Below are 20,195 nucleotides of genomic sequence, written 5' to 3' on the forward strand. Positions count from 1 at the left end.
TGAATAATCGCTGTGTCAATATGAATTTATCAGGTAAAAAAGTTTTGGTTACTGGCGCAGATGGCTTTATTGGAAGCCATCTGGTTGAACATTTAATGGCAGAGGGCTGCCGGGTAAAAGCCTTTGTAAATTACAACTCTTTTAACAGTTGGGGATGGTTGGATACTTTTCCCAAGGAAATTCTGTCCAGGCTTGAAATTTTTGCCGGAGATATTCGTGATCCCAATGGCGTAAGGAATGCCATGAAAGGAGCCGAGGTTGTATTTCATCTGGCGGCGCTCATTGCTATTCCTTTCAGTTATCACTCACCCGATTCCTATATTGATACCAACGTCAAAGGCACGCTTAATATAGTACAGGCAGCAAAAGATTTGGCGGTTGAAAGAGTACTGGTTACCTCTACTTCCGAGGTATATGGAACAGCGACTTATATACCGATCGATGAAAAACATCCACGTCAGCCGCAGTCACCTTATTCTGCTTCTAAGATCGGTGCGGACTGTATTGCCGAGTCTTTTTATCGCAGCTTCAATGTGCCCGTTACCATCGTAAGACCCTTCAATACCTATGGCCCCCGGCAGTCTGCCCGAGCTGTAATTCCCACCATCATTACACAATTATTGAATGGGAATGATAGGATTTGCTTGGGGGACATTACCCCTACTCGGGACCTGGTATATGTAAAGGATACCGTAAGAGGATTTTCCTCCATTGCTTGTGCGGATAGTCTCATCGGGCAGGATTGCAATATAGCCACCCAGTCTGAAATCAGTGTGGGAGAATTAGCGGAAAATCTTATACAATTAATAAATCCCGCAGCAAGTGTTGAACAGGATGGAGACCGGTTACGCCCCGGCAAGAGTGAGGTTTTCCGACTATATGGTTCTAACGAGAAAATCAGCCAGCATACGAGCTGGGAGCAGCAATATTCCCTGGGACAGGGGCTGCGTGAAACGATTGAATGGTTTAAGGTGACCGAAAATTTAAAAGCATATAAAGCAGATATCTATAACATTTAGCCGTGTATATGAACCCAGAGCGTATTATAGACTTTATCCGGAAAATGTTCCAGGAAGCTGAAGGTTTTATTCCCCTGCATACGCCTTACTTTGGCGGTAACGAAAAAAAGTACCTGCTGGATACCATTGATTCTACTTTTGTTTCTTCGGTAGGGGCGTATGTTACGCAGTTTGAAAAAATGATGTGCGACATCACAGGAGCCAAATATGCTATTGCGATTGTGAATGGCACGGCTGCTCTTCACCTATCCATGGTGCTGGCTGGCGTGGGTTACGGAGATGAAGTGATTACGCAACCTCTTACATTCGTGGCCACGGCGAATGCAGTGGCCCAGGCGGGAGGTGTCCCTGTATTTGTAGACGTAGATAGAGATACCATGGGACTTTCACCAACCGCACTGGAGGCATTCTTGCAAGCTGAAACGATTATTAATGCCGAAGGGCAATGCATTAATAAAACAACCGGTCGCCACATTGCGGCCTGCGTACCTATGCATACATTCGGTTTCCCAGCGCGGATAGACGAGATCGTGAATATCTGCCACCGATACCACATCACGGTTATCGAAGATGCCGCGGAATCTTTAGGTAGTTATTATAAGGGACGGCATACTGGTACCTTCGGCATGTTAGGTACCTTTAGCTTTAATGGTAATAAAACCGTGACCTGTGGCGGTGGTGGTGCTATCGTGACCAATGACGAAACGGTGGCCCGACATGCCAAACATATTTCTACTACGGCCAAAATTCCACATGCTTATGAGTTCACACATGACGAAGTTGGCTATAATTACCGTATGCCCAATCTGAACGCGGCTTTAGCCTGTGCCCAACTGGAACAGTTGGATGCGTTTGTTGAAAATAAACGGGTACTGGCTAATGCTTACGCGCAATTCTTTGAAGGGTCGGATATACAGTTCGTCGGCGAATTGTCGGATTCAACCGCCAATTATTGGCTAAATACCATCATTCTCCCGGACCACGTGCAGCAGCAGGTGTTTCTGGAAATGAGCAATATGCGGAGGGTGATGACCCGACCTATCTGGAAGTTAATGAATCGTCTGCCTATGTACTGCCACTGTCAGCATGGCCCTATCGGGAATGCTGAATGGTTGGAGGCGCGTGTAGTGAATATTCCCAGCAGTGTTAGACCTAATTTTTTGGAAAAATGATTAGGCAATCCCTTATACTGATCGGCGCCGGGGGGCATTGCAAATCCTGCATTGAGGTGATCGAATCCACCGGCCAATATGAAATTGCAGGTATTTTGGATGTTTCGGATAAAGTGGGGTCACTACTGGCTGGCTATCCGGTGATCGGCACGGACGATGCACTGGAGACCCTGGCAGCAGGTCCACAGTTTCTTATTACAGTCGGTCAGATAAAGAGTGCACTATTACGTCAGCGGCTTTTCACCCGATTGAAGGCTTTGGGTAAACCGCTTGCCACTATAATTGCACCCTCGGCTATTGTGGCAACCCGCGTCACGATTGGAGAAGGTTCCATCGTGATGCACCGGACCGTGATCAATGCGGGTAGTTTTATCGGTGCAAATTGCATTATCAACACAGGCGCCGTCATAGAACATGACAGCATATTAGGGGACCATGTACATCTGTCTACAATGGCGGTGATAAACGGGGATTGTCACGTGGGGGAGGCGGTGTTTGTTGGAAGTGGTGCCGTGGTGGCAAATGGTATCACCATTGCGGCTTCAGCCGTTATTGGGGCTGGTGCAGTGGTGATCAGCGATATTACTGAAGTAGGAACTTACGTGGGTAACCCCTGTCATAAATTGAATATCAAATGAGACATACGATCATTATCGCGGAAGCAGGCGTAAATCATAACGGGAGTCTTGAAAACGCTAAAAAACTAGTGGATGCAGCTGCTGCGGCAGGTGTTGACTATGTAAAGTTTCAGACATTTAACGCAAATAAAATAGCCAGCAAGGCAGCTGCAAAGGCGGCATACCAACAAACGAATACAGGCAATGCAGACAGCCAGGTGGACATGTTGCGCAAGCTGGAGCTTAGTGAACAAGACCATTATGTATTACTGGATTACTGCAAAGAAAAAGGGATCAGATTCCTGTCGACTCCGTTTGACCTGGAAAGTATAGACTTGCTAAAGAAACTAGGGATCACGCTGGGCAAAATCCCTTCTGGCGAATTGACTAATTTGCCATACCTGCGGAAAATGGGACAAAGCTTCCAGGAGATCGTCATGTCCACCGGTATGGCGGATTTGCAGGAAGTGCTGGATGCCATGCAGGTATTGCTAGATGTCGGTGTAAAAAAAGAATGTATAACTATCCTGCATTGTAATACACAATACCCAACCCCGATGCAGGATGTTAATCTGCGCGCTATGGAGGCAATCCGCGAAGCTGCAGGGGTTGCGACCGGTTATTCTGATCATACGTTGGGCATAGAAGTACCCATCGCCGCAGTAGCCATGGGTGCTGTTCTGATAGAGAAACATTTTACCCTTGATAGTAACATGGAGGGGCCGGACCACAGGGCCTCCCTGGAGCCGCGGGATCTGATAGCCATGGTGACCGCTATCCGTAATATTGAGAAAGCGCTAGGTGATGGTGTTAAACAAACGTCTCCTTCTGAAATAGAAAATATGGCTATTGTGCGTAAGAGTATTGTTGCCAGCCGGGTCATTGCAAAAGGGGAGCACTATACAGAAGACAATCTTACTGTAAAACGACCAGGTACCGGTATCAGTGGTATGGAGTGGGATCGGGTGATCGGCCAGGTAGCTCCACGTGATTTCGAAGAAGATGAAATGATCACCTTATGAGCAATAAGAAGATCTGTGTAGTAACCGGTACCCGCGCCGAATATGGCCTGCTGTACTGGCTAATGAAGGTGTTGAAATCCACGTCTGGCTTCACTTTGCAGGTGGTGGCTACTGGTATGCATCTTTCTCCTGAATTTGGTCTCACTTATCGTCAAATAGAGGCAGATGGTTTTGTGATAGATAAAAAGGTAGAAATGCTGCTCTCGTCGGATACCACTATTGGCATCAATAAAAGTTTGGGGTTGGGGGTTATTGGAATGAGTGAAGCATTTGTAGCTCTTGAGCCTGATCTAGTAATACTTTTGGGTGATCGGTTCGAAATTTTTGCTGCCGCTACAGCTGCCATGATAAGCCGCATACCTATTGCCCACTGTCATGGAGGCGAGGCTACTGAAGGGGTAATTGACGAGTCTATCCGCCACTCCATTACCAAAATGTCCCACCTGCATTTTACTTCCAATGAGGTATACAGAAAGAGAGTTATCCAACTGGGAGAAAGTCCAGATAGGGTATTTAATGTAGGAGCACTTGGCATAGAGAATATCAATAGGCTTAAGTTGCTTGATCAAGAACAATTTGAGCATAGCATTGGTTTTGTGCTGGGGCAAAAGAACGTGCTTGTAACTTTCCATCCTGTAACACTGGAGGTGTCATCCGCCGAGTCACAATTTAACGCATTGCTGATGGCATTGGATGCGCTACAGGGAGTAAAGATGATTTTTACAAAAGCGAATGCGGATACTGACGGAAGAATAATTAACCAGCTTATAGACGACTATGTTTCCAGGAACAGAGAGAAGGCAATTGCATTCACATCGCTTGGACAGTTAAGATATTTGTCGGCATTACAATATATGGATGTTATAATTGGAAATTCGTCAAGTGGGATACTGGAAGTGCCTTCATTTAAGAAACCAACTGTAAACATCGGTGATCGTCAGCTGGGAAGAATTAAGGCAATGAGTGTAATAGATTGTGAACCGGACGTAGTTTCTATCAGTAGCGCAATTCGACAAGCTTTTGATACTGGTTTTCGGCAAAGCCTGCAGAATATGGAAAGCCCTTATGGGAAGGGTAATCCATCAGAGCAAATTGTGGAAATCATTCAAAATACTCCATTAAATATATTATTAAAGAAGCGTTTTTATGATTTATAATTTATGAAAGCCTTTTACGGGCAGAGTTCAGCGCGGATTTTGATCTGCCACTGGAATGGTTTTAAGCTGAATTTGGATTGGTGCATATCTTTAAGCAAATAATGATGACATCAGTACCATAACTGGTTTGATAGCATCATGCTAACATAGGATGAATGATAAATCACATAGTTTTTTTCACATACTTGCCGTTGTCTGAAAAGATTGAAACGGACTTCTACCTTCAAGCGTTGCTAAATAATGGCTATAGGGTCACTTACGCCGATATTAGCAACATATCTGGTAAAACGATCAGGCATACTATTGAACGACCTTATATTCTTGAAGTGCTCACTTGGGATGCATTCGATAATTTATTAAAAGATAGCGAGCGGGAGGATACGATCGTGCTGACGAATGTGACATATAATCATGAATCGTATGCATTGTTTCGTTTCATTAGCCGGTATAAAGTTAAACTAGGATTTTTTGCCAGAGGCATGTTGCCGGTACCCTCCCTAATGGAAAACCCACTGAGAAGGTTTTTGGTCAATCCGATGGCCTATCTTAGTGTTTATAAGGCCATACGTTTTCTGAAAAATAAAATGGCTGTACGTGCTAAGATGCTTGGTAAAATAAGGCCTTACGATGTGTTGTTCGTGGCGGGAAAGAACGGAGTTATGACTACAGGAATGGGTTGGCAGGCCGATCTGCGTCACGCGAAGATGGTTCACATTAACTATTTCGATTTCGATCAATACCATGCAATGCAAAATCAGGACCAGCAATTGATATCGGGTAAGTATGCAGTGTTCATCGATCAGTATTTGCCCCATCATCCTGACGTGAAATTGTTTAACCTTGGGGAGGTTCCATCAGAAAGATATTTTCAGAAACTAAATGCCTTCCTTGACAAGGTGGAGGCTACATACGGGTTGAAAGTAGTGATTGCAGCGCATCCCAAATCGGATTATGCTAGCAATCCTTTTAATGGTCGGAGGTTAGTTAAAAACGAAACTGCCTTGTTGATCCGGTACGCTGAACTGGTGCTCACGCATGTTAGCAGTGCAATATCTTTTTGCGCTTTATACTATAAGCCGGTATTCATGTTGTATAATGAAACGATTAGTACTGTCTTTAGTCAGTACCAGGTGAGGTTCATGTGCGATAGCATAGGAGGATACTTTTACGATATGGATCACGAAACTCCTTTGGTCCCAGCAGGGGAGTTGGTGATCGATAAGAAAAAATATGACCGTTACAAATACGATTATCTCACATCGCGTGAGAGTGAGCAGCAGCAGACGGTAGCTTTATTTTTAAATGCTTTAAAAACATTGTGAGCCATTAGCTATGCAACGATCATATACGAAAAACTATTTCAAGATATATTTTTGGCAGTTACTCTCTATACTGTTGAATCTTTTGTCGTTGATGGTCGTGATCCCACAGCTATCCTCTCATCCGGGTATCTACGGAATATACGCTATATGTGTTTCTTCTGTCATTTTCCTGTCTTATGCCGACCTTGGTTTTATGAATGCAGGGTTTAAATTTGCCAGCGAATTTTTTGCAAGAGGAAAGCAGGCCGAGGAGCGGCAGATTATTGGTCTTGTATCATTCATCCTATTAATATTTGTAGGACTTTTCATGATAACGACACTAGTGCTCTCAGTGCACCCGTCCTGGCTTATTAAGGGGCTTAATGATCAGGGTTATGTAAGAATTGCTCGTCAATTGCTTGTAATCCTGGCATTATTCGCTCCCATGGTGGTGTTACAAAGAGCCCTAGCCATTATCTTTGGCATACGGTTACAGGATTTCATTTATCAGCGGGTGCAGATGGTTGTTAATCTTTGCAAAATTGTTTCCGTGTTTTTTTTCTACCGCTCAGGGCACAGTAATATCGTAGGGTATTTTTTATTCGGACAATGCCTCACAGCGGTGGGGCTGCTTACTGGATTCGGCATAGCCGGCAGGCGTTATGGAATAGGATTGAAATGTTTTGCGCGTTCTATTCGATTTTCACGGCCTTTGTTCGATGAGATAAAGCCCTTGGCCCTTAGTACGCTGTTTATCACCATTTCCTGGATATTATATTACGAACTGGATATCTTTTCTATTGCCCGCCTTTCTGGCGCACAAGCAGTGGCATTTTATTCGATAGGGCTTACTTGTCAGTCGTTTTTTCGAACCATTTTGGGTATGCTATTTAATCCTTTTGCCGCACGTTTCAACCACTTTATAGCAATGCACGATACGGAAGGGCTAAAGCGATTTTATCAATCGGTGATATGCTTGATGCTACCGGTGGTTGTGTTCCCGATTTTATCCATTGTTTGTCTAAGCAAACCTTTAGTATATTCCTGGGTAGGTAGTGGATTTCATGAAAGCGTAAGACTGGTGCAGGTGCTTGCAATGTGTAATATTTGGGGTTTCATTTCTTACCCGGCGGGTATGTTGCTGATAGCTCGAAAAGAGATCCGTAAGCTGTATGTTCTGGCAATCGTTCAGCCCGTTATTTTCTGGCTTGGTGTAGCGGTGTTTTTTTCTCATTTTGGTTATGAGGTATTTGCCTGGTTCCAACTTTTCGCCTTCCTGATTAGCGCTTTGGTATATGGGTGGTACTCCAAACAATTTTTGCAAATCGACACATGGAAATTTTTCAAAACTTTTATCCTACCAGGTTTTTTGCCGGCCGTCTTGCTCATATTGGGGCTGTGGAGTCTGGTGGGTTATCTACCAGAGGAAAAGAATAAGATAAATCTGATTTTAGTGGTAGCCATCGGCGGAGTGCTTTCTATGTTAGCAGTAGGAATTTATTATCTTACGACGCCAACGTTCCGGAAGTATATGTACACTGTTCTTCAAAACCTTCGTACAGGGCGAGCGGCCGGCTAAGGTTTATAGGGTTGGTTTAGCGATGATTTTCTAGATTTATCAAGGCCTCGGTAGTAGTGGCAGCTACTTTTAACAACTAATTATTTTTATTATAGTCGAATGTCAAAAGTCCTCATCTATAGTGATTGCTTTGTATTTAGCGGTAGCGAGAATGTGATTGAGAACATGCTCAAAGCAACATCTATAAAGGATCATCACGATTTAAGTTTTTATTACGCAAAGAATGCGATATACGCGGAAGGTGTATCCCGGAAGTTAACTGGTATACCAGGTATTCGTCCGCTACGCATCTTTTCCGCTTATAACCAATGGGGTAATCAGGCTCAGGTGCGGAAAAAATCTGGCCTGCCTGGTGCCCGATATTTGTGGGTGCGGTATCTGCTAAGCTATGGATTTCAATTATTAGGTTTGCATGACTGTTTTAATATCTGGCAACAATATTATGCTTTTAAAAAAGCAGGACCAGATATTTTATATATTAATAATGGTGGTTATCCGGGGGCAAGAAGTTGCCGTGTAGCCGTGGTGGCTGCTCATTTGGCAGGTATTTCACATATTATCCTCAATGTAAATAACTTGGCATTTCCTTCCAAAGGCTGGTTAGACAGGTGCCTGGATAAATTTATAGGCCAGTACGTAACGGTTTTTGTTACTGCGTCACAAGCTGCAGGTAAGCAATTGATGAAACTTCGGGGGTTTGATGTAGCCAAATGGAAATCTATTCCCAACACTCTCAATGCCCAAACAGAGCAACAGATAACATTACTAAAGGGTCGGCTGCGCCAGGAATTTCAAGTGCCTGCAGGGGTGCCCGTAATAGGTGGAGTCGGCCTGCTCACTGCCCGTAAAGGATTTTCGGTATTAATAAACGCTATACATTTACTGAAAACACAATATCCTGACTTGGTTTTGCCCGCCGTTTTTATTTTTGGGGAAGGTGAGGACAGGCGCGTGCTGGAAGAATTGATCCGCTTCTGCGAATTGGAAAAGAACATTTTCCTACCGGGATTTCGGAATGATATCCTGGATTATATAAAGGACATGGACCTGTTTGTTTGCCCTTCCATAGCCAACGAAGACTTTCCCTACGTGGTGCTAGAGGCTATGTGCATGAGCAAACCGGTATTGGGTACCCGCATAGCTGGTATTCCAGAACAAATACGTGATGGCTATAATGGTTTTATAGTACCTCCTTCGGATGCATCAGCTCTTTGTTCGGCGTTGGTAAAATTGTTGCGGGATGAACCTGAAAGGTTGAGAATGGCACAAAGAAGTCGAGAGATTTACTTTAACCGTTTTAATAATACACATGTTATGCGTGCGTATGATCAATTATTCACGGTGGTCAGCACCGATCATACCTTTTAAAAGTGCTTATCTTTCATGCAAGCGAAATTTTCTGTTATCATACCCACTTACAACCGTGCCGGGCAATTGAAAACCTGCCTGGAATCATTGGAGGCTCAAACTTTTCGTGATTTTGAGATACTGGTTTGTGATGATGGATCTTTAGATGATTCCGCTGCTGTAGTGGAGGCTTTCAAAGCTACGACCACCCTGCCGGTTCAATATTTTTTCAATGAAAACTGGGGAGGGCCTGCTTACCCGCGCAATGTAGGTATTGCACATTCCCAGGCTCCCTGGCTTTGTTTTCTGGACTCTGATGATTATTGGTACCCTGAAAAGCTGGCCGAATGTAATGCGTTCACCCAACAATATGATTTTATTTGCCACGAAGTGGATATCATTGGGAGACGACCTCCCCGTAATAGAATTAGAACGTTCGCCTTTGGGACCAAGGTATTCTATAACCTAATGACTAGGGGTAATAGTATTATAACCAGCAGTGTGTGCGTTAAAAAAGAGATCATACTGTCTCTTGGCGGTTTTTCGGAGGACAAGATGATGATTGCGGTGGAGGATTTTGATCTGTGGCTACGTATAGCCCGTGCAGCGTACCAGTTTAAAGTAATTCACCGATCGTTGGGAGCTTACTGGGAAGGAGGAGGTAATATCAGCACGGCCAGTGACAAGCAACTGAAAAGGTTGGAAAATATTTATAATCGCTACCTACCTTACCTGGCGGATACGCCGCGGGCGTTACATCGGGCCACGGCAGTGCTACGCTATCTGCAAGGCTGGATGTACCTCCGATTGGGTGATCGAAAGGCAGCATGGACAGCTTTTCGTGTGGCTGTCCGTTGGGGCGTAACGGATATTAAATTAAAAGGGCTTTACCAAATGATGAAGGCCATTTTAACCTAAAAAGGCACGAAACATGCTCGAAACGATCATTTTATTTTTGATATCAGTATTCATTTTTATTTATCAGCCCTTTGTAGGGGCGCTACTGATACCAACACCCGTGCGTATTGGTATCATGGTGTTACTCTTGGCCTTTTTTATCACGCTTTCCATCCGGAAGCGCAGTATTTTAATTTTCTTGGTAGCTATGGTACCGCTGACGCTATTGTTCGCAGGCAACTGGTACTTGAATTCGCCGGCTTCGCTGCCCGATATTGCTTATGTGATTGCTTTTATCATATTAGCAGTATGTCTTTTAAAGTGCATGGAGCGTATGCCTCAACTAGGCTTTGCGCTAAGTCGATACATGTTGGTATTGGTGCTGCTAATTTCTGTGTGGGCTATTATGTGTTTTGCTGCATTTAACCTGTCGCTGGTCCCTTTCCGACCAGTAAACCTCGGAGGCTTTGCCTATTATGATTATTACTATAATCCATTGCTGGGGTATATAGATCCCCGGCAGTACGAATCGGGTATAGTGGGCCGCGTTGCCGGGTTTATGTTTGAGCCAAGTTTTATGGGCTGGTTCCTTACCACCAACTTTTTCCTGCTGGACAATTATTTTCGAAAAAGGGGTGCTTCCTTCATTATCGCAAAATTCGTCGTATTCGGAGGGGTGGCCAGTACTGTATCCATTGGAGCTCTGGCGGTATTGATACTGATTTCGGGACTTAATCTGGGCTTTATCCTGATGAAAAAAATGGGCTTCAGGGCACGTGTGATCAATATCGTTACCTGGATATTCATCATAGGTCTGCCGCTGGCTTACTTATTGGTGCCTAAAGATGACATAGGGGACAAGATGGGAAAATCTTCGCTGGGCGACCGAGAAGGTCGTATGCAATCCACCTTGCTTATATTGGCTACATCTGGCATCAAGGATATTGTACTGGGGCACTCTCCCGGCTACATAGAAAAAATGGGTTTTGAAAAGGGGGAGTCCAATCAATACATGAAGCTCACCGCTGAAGAAGGCGCAGTTCTGCTTTTTCTGGTGTTTGGCTTTATCGTATATTGTTCCCGTACGAATCGGAATTACTTGCTTTCTAACCTTATATTCCTTAACAGTGTGGTTATTATCTGGACGCCACTGTTTGTCGTAAACCTTGTTGTTTGCAAATGGATGGAAATAAGAAGACGGCAACTGGAACAAAATATCATTGAGGAGGATATTGTATGAGGATAGCCATGTTATTGCCCTCGCTGGCCAATAAGGGGCCCATTATTATGGCCCGCAATTTAGTGAATGAGATCGTAAAAAGTAATAAGGCGACCATTGAAGTATTTTATTTTGATGACATTCAGGAAATAGTTTTTGATTGCCCGGTACATCGAATTGTATCGCTGAAGGAAATAAATATTATGCGTTTCGATATTCTGCATACGCACCTGTTGCGCCCGGATATAAAAGCTGCATTGTACCGCCGGAAAATGCGTGGCATAAAGCTGTTGTCTACAGTACATAGTTATATGAAAGAAGACTTGCGCAACAGCTACGGCCCGGTGATGGCGCACCTCGCAAGGGTGATCTGGTGTTGTATGTTAAGTCGTTTTGATAAGGTAGTATGTCTATCTCAACATATGCAACAATATTATAGCCCACTTGTAAAAAAAGAACTTCTCACATACGCGTACAATGGCCGGCGCATTGACGGAGATACAGCGGCTATGGCGGTCGATACAGCTGACCTGACAGCTATTAATGCATTGAAGGAAAGATATAAAGTTGCCGGAGGAATCGGGAACGTGACCCGAATTAAAGGGTTTGAACAACTGGTGAAGATGTTGACAGTGAATTCCTCATTTGCTTTAGTCATTATTGGTGAAGGGATAGAACGTAAACCGCTTGAGGCATTGGCCGCTAGTCTTGGTGTTGCGGATAGATGCCTGTTTTTGGGGTATCGTGCCAACGCGGCTGCTTATTACCCACTATTCGATGTATATGCTATGACTTCTTACTCAGAGGGCATGCCATTGGTACTGTTGGAGGCGGCTAGTTATGGAATGCCAGTTGTCTGTTCCAACATTGGTATTTTTAAAGAGTTATTTGCATCGGACGAAGTGGTATTTTACCCACTCTATGATATTAAAGGGCTAAGTGATAGTATGGATAAGGCCATCCGAGAACGGCAGCAGTTGTCGGGAAAGGTGAAACGAAAATTTTTAGAAAATTATACTGCCGTTGCCATGTGCAACCGATATCTGGCGCTATACAAATCGTTGTTAAACAAAACATGCAGTGCCAAAAAAATTAATGATTAATGGACTTTGATATCACGGCTTCGATCGTTTTATATAAAACAGACCGGGAAATTGTTAATAAGGCAATTAGCAGTTTCTTAGATACAGGGATGTCTGTGAAATTGTATCTGGTAGATAATTCTCCATCCAATGAACTGAGAAGTTTATCTACTGATTCCCGAGTGGAATATATTTTTAATAACGGTAATATTGGTTTTGGTGCAGCCCATAACATTGCTATTTATCGGGCACTGCGGGAAGCACCTTATCATCTGGTGCTGAATCCAGACGTAACTTTCGATGGAAACATCCTGGAACGGATTTTTGCATTCATGAAGCAGCATCCGGAAGTGGGACAGCTTTTACCCAGGGTTTTGTACAACGATGGCAGTCCCCAACTCCTTTGTAAATTATTGCCATCTCCGTACGACCTGTTTGGACGCCGCTTTTTCAAAAATGCCCGTTGGGCTATCCGTCGTAATGAGCGCTATGAACTGGCTGACTTTGACTATCGACATAATCTTAACGTGCCCAACCTTTCGGGCTGTTTTATGTTTTTAAGGACGGAGGTATTAATTACCGTAGGCGTTTTTGATACCCGGTTTTTTATGTACCTGGAGGATGTGGATCTTACTCGTCGTATACATAAAGTAGCGCAAACCCTTTTTTACCCGGCCGTACATATCTACCATGGTTTTGAAAAGGGCTCTTACACAAATCCCCAGTTACTTAAATATCACATTAGATCAGCATTAAACTATTTCAATAAATGGGGATGGCTTATAGACGGTGAACGCGACGATTTTAACCGGCGTGTTATGAATAGTATACAGGCACTCAACAACCGTAAGCAAGATGTATCCGACTCTGGTAATTAAAAAATGGTTAAAACGCGAACCTTGGCTTAATTATGGTGTATAAATGAAACAGTGGGGCACTTCAATTCCTATTTCCATTTAATAAACTTAATCTCTATGTTACCAAAATTGGGAAATCAAATCAGGATGCTTGGCTTTTGGGCCGTAGGGCTTCTCTCCGTATCTAATGCCCAGGCGCAATGGAAACAAGACCGGTTTATAATTGGGACATTCTATGACCCTCGTATGCCCGGACCAGAAGACGCTCCGAATATGGCGGATACGACGATATATACCAAAAAAATTGCCCTTGTAAAGGCGGCTTATTTTAATCTGATGACTGGTATGGATCATACCTACAATCCACGTTTCGTTGATTATAAACTTCGCGTCATGAGCAGTCTGGGACTGAAAACATTGTTGATGAACGAGGTGTCCTGGGCAAAGGGAAATAATAGCTATAGCAATGCCAAGGCCAATCAATGGTTAAGTACCACAACCACAATGTCAGCGCCAAAGAAACGTGCTTTTGAAGGCTATTTCGTCTATGACGAGCCCTCGGTATCGAGACAAGATGATATCAAAAACTGGATAAATTATATTAAGAGCTCCGATCCCAATAAACTGGCTTACGTGAACTTGCTGAATGTGAACAGCTTTCCTTCTTGCAGTTCATATGAAAGTTATCTGGACGATTATCTTTCTGCTCGTGACTTCAAGCTGGATGTGGCATCGTTCGATTTCTATCCATTTGTGAATAATGGCCAGCTAAGACCCAATTATTTTTATAACCTTCGGATATTACAGGACAAAGCCAAAGGTCGCCCCGTATGGTGTTATGTACTTACGACCAAACATGCTACTTATGATGAGATTAATGAATATAAGATGAATTTTATGATATTTGCTCCGCTGGCGTACGGCGTAAAGGGAATTCTTTATTTTACTTACGCGACAATTCCCGGGGCTACCTGGGGCGAAGCGTTGGTTGACCTCAACGATAAGCCTACAAAGAAATATTACCAGGTACAAAAGGTCAATCGCTTCCTTAGCAAAGTATGGGGGCCTATTGCCATGTCATCTGCTAATTTGGGCGTTTTCCATGTATCTAAACAACCATTCACCAGTCAGGATATCGATGACAGCCAGATACTAGATAAGAAAACACTATTAATAAGTGATATCAGTAACGAGAATATGATGGCAGGCATTTTTAAATCTCAGAATAATGCCGGGGAATACAATCTGATGATCGTAAACAAGCTTGATAATATGGTGAGTAAGGTGAAGATAACCTTAAAGGGAAATTTCCAAAACAAAGTAAGCGCTTCAGTACCATACTCCACTTATAAATCTGGCAATAAAGCTTTCAATCAAGTTACTACCACCTATAATAGTAGCAGTAAAACGACCAGTGTGATACTTGATTTTGATGCTGGAGAAGGAAGAATATTGAAAGTGCGGGGACCAAAATGACCTCCTAACTTTCACCACCGGTGTAAGTTAGGATTTGATTTGGCTATAAATCCAATTAATGTCGAGTCTGGTGATACTGATAACGGATTGCTGGGTTCCTCTGGACACACGACCATCAGAATGAGCAAGGAATACATACTTACCCATGTAATGAATGCTGGTGTATGCATACCATCCATCCGGATTACTTTCAAGCGTGATAATACTTGGCCAGGAATTGCCTTCATCTGTGGAAATAGCAATATTATAGGGTGTCCGGCGATCTTTAATCGTATAGTTGGTACCGTCGTTATTATTCCAGGCAAGCAGCAAATCACCGGTAGTAGGAATACGGGAGATCGAAGCCGGTGCCACGGGAGATTTAATAGGACTTGGTTGTATAGGGCTCCATGTTTGTCCCTGATCGGTTGATCGTGAATAATATTGTACGTTCTGGTCGGTACGGATAAACATTAAGACGTCACCGTTTTTCATAGGTATTACGCCTGGTTCTTGCGTAGTAATTCCGTTGGGGTTAGGGGCGGCATTACCGCATTTCCAGGTAACACCGTCATCATCAGAATAATATGCTAACAATACTCCCCGGAAAGACCACGGGGGGCCATTTAGTAAATAATGTTGAGACACAGGCAAAATCAGCCTACCGTTGGCCAATTGCACCACCCGATTGTTATTTATAGTAAAATAGCCGCGTTTGTCAGTGATTACTGCCTTAGGCTTGCTCCACGTTGAAGCTTCATCGGTCGAAATTTGTATCATGGGAATGCAGTCTTGCATTGATTTTTTACGCAAGTATAGCAGCGCGATATTCCCATTTTGTAAACGCAAAACCGATACACACATAATGCTTGGCGCACCATCGTCTGGCGTGGCCACCAATTCATCTTTTACTGTCCACGTTTTGCCACTGTCGGAAGAAAAACGGCTAGCCAGATATGCAGGGCCATCGTCTTCGGTGGATGTACCAGTAAAATGCGTGTAAACAAACAATAATCCCCCATTTTTTAAAGTGACGAAATCGCCGTCATTGTTACGTGGATTGTTATAGCCGGGATTTAGCGTCAGGACGGTCTGCTTTCCCGAGTCTTCCTGCCGGGTTTCCTTTTTGCAAGATGACAATGTTGAGGTAATAAATACCACGGCAACAAGGCTGGCCCTAAGTAATAACATATTAAAATTAAACTGTATGAGCATTTTAAGGAATCTAACAGAGCGTTAAAGACATCGGAATTTATACTTCTAAATTAGGTCATTGGTAAGGAAAAGGATGATAATCTTTATTATTTAGTTCATACTAAGCTTACCTGCTCCCGCGCCAACTGGATTCTTACTCGGCCAAAAGGTAAGAATATAAATGAATTTCGCGGACTTCCCGTGAACATTTACGTAATTATTTATCCGAATATAGTGGTAAGCCAAGGAAATTGCATGTGAAAACCTAACACATATAAAATATTTTTCTATATCTTCTCAGGGTGGGTGAATAAGCATTTCAGTGGATAAATTCTTAACAGCTATATTTGACGAGCAAATCAGGGGCAGCAGCCCCGTCCATATTTTTGGCTAAAATGCTTTTAATGAAGAAAACTGCCCTCATCACCGGTATCACCGGGCAAGATGGTGCCTACCTTACAGAACTCCTCCTGAAAAAGGGGTATGAGGTTCATGGCATTAAACGAAGAAGTTCTCTCTTCAACACCGACCGCATCGACCATCTTTACCAGGACCCACATGAAGCGCAGGTTAAGCTTACCCTGCACTATGGAGACTTAACGGATGCTACTAATTTAATCCGTATTATACAGCAAGTGCAGCCAGATGAGATCTACAATCTCGGCGCCATGAGCCATGTACAGGTAAGCTTTGAAACACCTGAGTACACCGCCAATGCAGACGGTTTAGGCATGCTACGTATCTTGGAAGCCGTGCGCCTGTTGGGGCTCACCCAAAAAACGAGGGTGTACCAGGCTTCCACATCAGAATTATATGGTTTGGTGCAGGAAGTGCCGCAAAAAGAAACAACTCCTTTTTATCCCCGTTCTCCATATGCGGTGGCCAAATTATATGCTTATTGGATTACGGTGAACTATCGAGAGGCATATGGCATGTATGCCTGTAATGGCATCCTCTTCAATCACGAAAGTCCCCTGCGTGGCGAAACCTTTGTGACACGTAAAATTACCCGTGCTGTAGCCAAAATGCATTTGGGTATGCTGGATAAGTTATTCATGGGGAATTTGGATGCCAAACGTGACTGGGGCCACGCGAAGGATTATGTAGAGGCCATGTGGCGTATTCTGCAACAAGATGCGCCGGAGGACTATGTGATTGCGACTGGTATTACGACTACCGTACGGGAATTTATCCGCATGGCGTTTGCCGAAGTTGGAGTGATCATTGAATTCGAAGGCGAAGGAGTGCAGGAGAAAGGTGTCGTAAAAAATGTCGGTGAAAAGTCCGCATTAAAGCCTGGTCAGGAAGTGGTTTGCATTGATCCCCGCTACTTCCGTCCCACTGAGGTGGAATTGCTGATTGGCGATCCTACCAAAGCTCAAAGCAAATTAGGATGGAAGCCCCAATACGATCTACCTGCTCTGGTAAAAGAAATGGTAGCTGCCGATTTGGAATTATTCCAGCGCGAGAAGTTGCTGAAAGATGCCGGCTACAAAGTACTCAACCAATTTGAATAAAACATGCAACAGGCAGACAAGATATACGTGGCGGGCCACCGTGGAATGGTAGGTTCCGCCATCGTGAGAAGATTGCAGCAGGATGGGTATGAAAACATTATTTATCGTACCTCTTCAGAGTTAGATCTGCGTCAACAAGCGGCTGTTGCAGCATTTTTTGAAACGGAAAGGCCGGAATATGTCTTTCTTGCCGCTGCCAAAGTAGGCGGCATCGTGGCTAATAATACTTACCGCGCTGAATTTTTATACGAAAACCTCATGATCCAGAATAATGTGATTCATGCGGCACACATTAACGGAGTAAAGAAGCTGATGTTCCTCGGCTCTTCTTGCATATATCCTAAACTGGCGGCTCAGCCGCTTAAAGAAGAATATTTGTTAACTGGTCTGCTGGAACCTACCAACGAACCTTACGCCATTGCCAAAATAGCTGGTATTAAAATGGCAGACGCCTACCGGGCGCAATACGGTGCTAACTTTATCTCCGTAATGCCTACCAATTTGTATGGCACGAATGATAACTACGACTTGCAAAATTCACACGTTTTGCCTGCTCTAATAAGGAAATTTCATACAGCCAAAGTAACCGGCGCCCCCGAAGTAGTGATTTGGGGTACCGGTACGCCTCTCCGTGAATTCATGCACGCAGACGATATGGCCGATGCCTGTGTATTCTTGATGCAGCGTTACAATGAACCCGGCCCCATTAATATTGGCATAGGACATGATATTAGTATTGCCGCGCTGGCAAAGCTGGTGCAAAAAATCACGGGTTATAAAGGCCGCTTGGTTTTTGATACTTCCAAACCGGATGGTACACCCCGCAAATTGATGGATGTAAGTAAGCTCCACGCACTGGGCTGGAAGCCCAGTATAGAGTTGGAACCCGGTATCCGTGCCGTATACGAAAGTATAAAAGACCAGCTCACTCTATAGCATTCAAAAAAAATTGTAGCAGCGTGGCCTTACTTTTTAAATATAAAATAATGGCCATTGTAATGATAAAGTGCTGAAAATGCTATCTTTATCGCCGAATATCTCCAACGCAAACCGCTACGACCCATGCAAATGAAGAATGTTGTGACTGTACTGCTAACCATGTGTTGTTGCATGGCTATGGGCAGTCGTATATATGCACAAAACCCCGGCGATCAGTATTCCTTAGGTTTCTATCATGCCACCGGCGATTCCTCAGGTTTCCATTCTTCCCTGCGTGATTATAACGTTCGTCCCGCCTGGAACCTGCCTCCATTGGGCGATTCCACGAAGAAGCGCAGTTGGTGGCACCGTAAATTATTCAGCGAACACCTCCTGGAATACAACCAACCCGACTATGATTTTTACGCAGACTTCCTACCGGATTTTCAATTAGGGCACAGTTCGGTGAATAGTAATACATGGCTTAATACCCGTGGCGTAATAGTAGGGGGCAGGTTGGGTAAAAACTTTCACTTTTATTCTGAATTTTATGAAAACCAGGGAAAATTTCCAGGGTATATTGATGCTTTTGGCCGATCCACTGGAGTTGTACCTGGCCAGGGAGAATGGAAACCCTACTCCGGAAACAAGGCGTTTGACTTTGCTTATGTTTCTGCGTTGCTAGATTACAAACCTGCTAAATTCCTTGACCTGCAGTTGGGATATGGTAAAAACTTTATAGGAGATGGTTACCGTTCTATGTTGTTAAGCGATGTAGCGTTTAACTATCCGTATTTTAAAATAGTGGCTACAGTGGGAAAGATACAGTACACCACCATGTGGGCCCAGTTCATCGATCGTGATTATCCCAAAGCTTCCTACGAAAATGGTTATCGTAAAAAATGGGGGGTGTTCAATTACCTGGATTGGAACGTGAGTAAAAAACTCTCCATCGGTTTATTTGAAACCATTATCTGGCAGGACTCCGATTCTTCCGGCAAGCGCGGTTTCGATATGAGTTACCTGAATCCCATTATGTTTCTGCGGCCAGTCGAATTTTCTGTAGGCTCACCAGACAATGCTTTAATTGGGCTTAACCTAAAATATGCTACCGGTAAAAACTCCAGCCTGTATGGCCAGTTTATACTCGATGAATTCAAATTTAAGGAAGTTACTGCCGGCAATGGTTGGTGGGGCAATAAATTTGGTGGCCAGTTGGGTTTCCGGGCCAATGACGCCTTTAAGGTAAAAGACCTGAACGGGCTTACAGAAATAAATTTTGCACGGCCCTTTACTTTTTCCCAGCGTACTACGCTGAATAACTATAGCCACTACGGACAGCCACTCACCGACCCTCTGGGGGCTAATTTTGTTGAATGGGTAAACGTGGCCGATTATCGCTACCGCCGCTGGTTTGTGCGCGGTGAGATCATGCTGGCCCATTACGGCCTGGATAGCACTGGTACTAACTTCGGCCACGATATTAATAAATCGTATGAGACCCGCACCCTGGAATATGGCAACCATATTGGCCAGGGAGTAGCCACTAACCTGCTCTATGTGCAAGGCACCTTTTCTTACCTGCTCAATCCTAAAAATAATTTGCGCATTGAGCTGGGAGTGGCGGGCAGAAAGGAAAGCAATGACGTGATGGATAAAAAGGAGCTAATCTTTAGCATTGGCTTGCGTGCCTCCTTCCGGCAATTATATTACGATTTTTAAAAGTAATAATTACCCAAAAAAGCCTCCTGCCACACAGGAGGCTTACCATTGTGTACCCGTATAAATTCAAAAGATTGTGGCATAGCTTAATAAAGTTGTCCGTTGCACACTTTACACCTC

Annotated in this window: 17 protein-coding genes; 16 read left to right on the forward strand and 1 reads right to left on the reverse strand. The window is 43.9% G+C overall.

The annotated features are described in order from the left end of the window. Window positions 1-20: 20 nt before the first annotated feature. From GA0116948_RS15535 to GA0116948_RS15595, 13 genes are all read left to right on the forward strand, one after another. Window positions 21-1,019 (forward strand): NAD-dependent 4,6-dehydratase LegB, encoded by a 999-nt coding sequence (locus tag GA0116948_RS15535; RefSeq protein ID WP_089713879.1) that lies wholly within the window; start codon window positions 21-23, stop codon window positions 1,017-1,019. An 8-nt stretch (window positions 1,020-1,027) separates the two neighbouring features. Then, on the forward strand, window positions 1,028-2,191 hold the full coding sequence (locus tag GA0116948_RS15540) for a LegC family aminotransferase (protein ID WP_089713880.1): 1,164 nt from the start codon (window positions 1,028-1,030) through the stop codon (window positions 2,189-2,191). Beyond that, window positions 2,188-2,829, forward strand: coding sequence for an acetyltransferase (locus tag GA0116948_RS15545; RefSeq protein WP_205686157.1), 642 nt, complete (start codon window positions 2,188-2,190; stop codon window positions 2,827-2,829). Before GA0116948_RS15540 ends, GA0116948_RS15545 begins: the two co-directional genes overlap by 4 nt. Beyond that, window positions 2,826-3,830, forward strand: a complete 1,005-nt coding sequence (gene neuB, locus GA0116948_RS15550) for an N-acetylneuraminate synthase (RefSeq protein ID WP_089713882.1) — start codon at window positions 2,826-2,828, stop codon at window positions 3,828-3,830. The genes GA0116948_RS15545 and neuB overlap by 4 nt, the downstream gene beginning before the upstream one ends. Then, window positions 3,827-4,987 (forward strand): UDP-N-acetylglucosamine 2-epimerase, encoded by a 1,161-nt coding sequence (gene neuC, locus GA0116948_RS15555; protein WP_089713884.1) that lies wholly within the window; start codon window positions 3,827-3,829, stop codon window positions 4,985-4,987. Before neuB ends, neuC begins: the two co-directional genes overlap by 4 nt. 155 nt (window positions 4,988-5,142) lie before the next feature. Next, window positions 5,143-6,309: a hypothetical protein gene (locus GA0116948_RS15560; RefSeq protein ID WP_089713885.1), complete on the forward strand. Its 1,167-nt coding sequence runs from the start codon at window positions 5,143-5,145 to the stop codon at window positions 6,307-6,309. 10 nt (window positions 6,310-6,319) lie between these two features. Further along, window positions 6,320-7,867 carry a lipopolysaccharide biosynthesis protein gene (locus tag GA0116948_RS15565; protein WP_089713887.1) on the forward strand — a complete coding sequence of 516 codons (1,548 nt, stop codon included), beginning with the start codon at window positions 6,320-6,322 and terminating at the stop codon, window positions 7,865-7,867. Between the two features lie 99 nt (window positions 7,868-7,966). Continuing rightward, on the forward strand, window positions 7,967-9,235 hold the full coding sequence (locus GA0116948_RS15570) for a glycosyltransferase family 4 protein (RefSeq protein WP_089713889.1): 1,269 nt from the start codon (window positions 7,967-7,969) through the stop codon (window positions 9,233-9,235). 15 nt (window positions 9,236-9,250) lie between these two features. Beyond that, window positions 9,251-10,132, forward strand: coding sequence for a glycosyltransferase family 2 protein (locus tag GA0116948_RS15575; protein WP_089713891.1), 882 nt, complete (start codon window positions 9,251-9,253; stop codon window positions 10,130-10,132). 13 nt (window positions 10,133-10,145) lie between these two features. After that, a complete protein-coding gene (locus tag GA0116948_RS15580) occupies window positions 10,146-11,351 on the forward strand; it encodes an LTA synthase family protein (RefSeq protein ID WP_089713893.1) in 1,206 nt (401 codons plus the stop codon). Further along, the gene (locus tag GA0116948_RS15585) at window positions 11,348-12,433 is read left to right on the forward strand and encodes a glycosyltransferase family 4 protein (protein ID WP_089713895.1); all 1,086 of its coding nucleotides are present in this window, start codon (window positions 11,348-11,350) and stop codon (window positions 12,431-12,433) included. Before GA0116948_RS15580 ends, GA0116948_RS15585 begins: the two co-directional genes overlap by 4 nt. Next, window positions 12,433-13,290 carry a glycosyltransferase gene (locus GA0116948_RS15590; RefSeq protein ID WP_089713897.1) on the forward strand — a complete coding sequence of 286 codons (858 nt, stop codon included), beginning with the start codon at window positions 12,433-12,435 and terminating at the stop codon, window positions 13,288-13,290. Before GA0116948_RS15585 ends, GA0116948_RS15590 begins: the two co-directional genes overlap by 1 nt. A gap of 96 nt (window positions 13,291-13,386) precedes the next feature. Then, window positions 13,387-14,745, forward strand: a complete 1,359-nt coding sequence (locus GA0116948_RS15595; RefSeq protein ID WP_089713899.1) for a hypothetical protein — start codon at window positions 13,387-13,389, stop codon at window positions 14,743-14,745. A 27-nt stretch (window positions 14,746-14,772) separates the two neighbouring features. Here GA0116948_RS15595 and GA0116948_RS15600 read toward each other — a convergent pair whose 3' ends face one another. Next, window positions 14,773-15,939 (reverse strand): sialidase family protein, encoded by a 1,167-nt coding sequence (locus GA0116948_RS15600; RefSeq protein WP_089713901.1) that lies wholly within the window; start codon window positions 15,937-15,939, stop codon window positions 14,773-14,775. 383 nt (window positions 15,940-16,322) lie between these two features. Here GA0116948_RS15600 and gmd point away from each other — a divergent pair, with 383 nt between their 5' ends. The 3 genes from gmd (at window position 16,323) to GA0116948_RS15615 (ending at window position 20,075) form a co-directional block, all read left to right on the forward strand. Next, window positions 16,323-17,435, forward strand: a complete 1,113-nt coding sequence (gene gmd, locus GA0116948_RS15605) for a GDP-mannose 4,6-dehydratase (RefSeq protein WP_089713903.1) — start codon at window positions 16,323-16,325, stop codon at window positions 17,433-17,435. Between the two features lie 3 nt (window positions 17,436-17,438). After that, a complete protein-coding gene (fcl, locus tag GA0116948_RS15610; protein WP_089713905.1) occupies window positions 17,439-18,371 on the forward strand; it encodes a GDP-L-fucose synthase in 933 nt (310 codons plus the stop codon). A 126-nt stretch (window positions 18,372-18,497) separates the two neighbouring features. Next, on the forward strand, window positions 18,498-20,075 hold the full coding sequence (locus GA0116948_RS15615; protein WP_089713906.1) for a hypothetical protein: 1,578 nt from the start codon (window positions 18,498-18,500) through the stop codon (window positions 20,073-20,075). The last annotated feature ends 120 nt before the right edge of the window (window positions 20,076-20,195 follow it).

Source organism: Chitinophaga costaii, assembly GCF_900094705.1.
GTDB lineage: Bacteria > Bacteroidota > Bacteroidia > Chitinophagales > Chitinophagaceae > Chitinophaga > Chitinophaga costaii.

Excerpts from the sequence above, each read along its gene's own strand:
- GA0116948_RS15535 (WP_089713879.1), top strand. The coding sequence starts at position 21 with ATGAATTTATCAGGTAAAAAAGTTTTGGTTACTGGCGCAGATGGCTTT.
- fcl (WP_089713905.1), top strand. The coding sequence starts at position 17,439 with ATGCAACAGGCAGACAAGATATACGTGGCGGGCCACCGTGGAATGGTA.
- GA0116948_RS15595 (WP_089713899.1), top strand. The coding sequence starts at position 13,387 with ATGTTACCAAAATTGGGAAATCAAATCAGGATGCTTGGCTTTTGGGCC.
- neuC (WP_089713884.1), top strand. The coding sequence starts at position 3,827 with ATGAGCAATAAGAAGATCTGTGTAGTAACCGGTACCCGCGCCGAATAT.
- GA0116948_RS15540 (WP_089713880.1), top strand. The coding sequence starts at position 1,028 with ATGAACCCAGAGCGTATTATAGACTTTATCCGGAAAATGTTCCAGGAA.
- GA0116948_RS15575 (WP_089713891.1), top strand. The coding sequence starts at position 9,251 with ATGCAAGCGAAATTTTCTGTTATCATACCCACTTACAACCGTGCCGGG.
- GA0116948_RS15565 (WP_089713887.1), top strand. The coding sequence starts at position 6,320 with ATGCAACGATCATATACGAAAAACTATTTCAAGATATATTTTTGGCAG.
- GA0116948_RS15545 (WP_205686157.1), top strand. The coding sequence starts at position 2,188 with ATGATTAGGCAATCCCTTATACTGATCGGCGCCGGGGGGCATTGCAAA.
- GA0116948_RS15585 (WP_089713895.1), top strand. The coding sequence starts at position 11,348 with ATGAGGATAGCCATGTTATTGCCCTCGCTGGCCAATAAGGGGCCCATT.
- GA0116948_RS15560 (WP_089713885.1), top strand. The coding sequence starts at position 5,143 with ATGATAAATCACATAGTTTTTTTCACATACTTGCCGTTGTCTGAAAAG.
- neuB (WP_089713882.1), top strand. The coding sequence starts at position 2,826 with ATGAGACATACGATCATTATCGCGGAAGCAGGCGTAAATCATAACGGG.
- GA0116948_RS15580 (WP_089713893.1), top strand. The coding sequence starts at position 10,146 with ATGCTCGAAACGATCATTTTATTTTTGATATCAGTATTCATTTTTATT.
- GA0116948_RS15570 (WP_089713889.1), top strand. The coding sequence starts at position 7,967 with ATGTCAAAAGTCCTCATCTATAGTGATTGCTTTGTATTTAGCGGTAGC.
- gmd (WP_089713903.1), top strand. The coding sequence starts at position 16,323 with ATGAAGAAAACTGCCCTCATCACCGGTATCACCGGGCAAGATGGTGCC.
- GA0116948_RS15590 (WP_089713897.1), top strand. The coding sequence starts at position 12,433 with ATGGACTTTGATATCACGGCTTCGATCGTTTTATATAAAACAGACCGG.
- GA0116948_RS15615 (WP_089713906.1), top strand. The coding sequence starts at position 18,498 with ATGCAAATGAAGAATGTTGTGACTGTACTGCTAACCATGTGTTGTTGC.
- GA0116948_RS15600 (WP_089713901.1), bottom strand. The coding sequence starts at position 15,939 with ATGCTCATACAGTTTAATTTTAATATGTTATTACTTAGGGCCAGCCTT.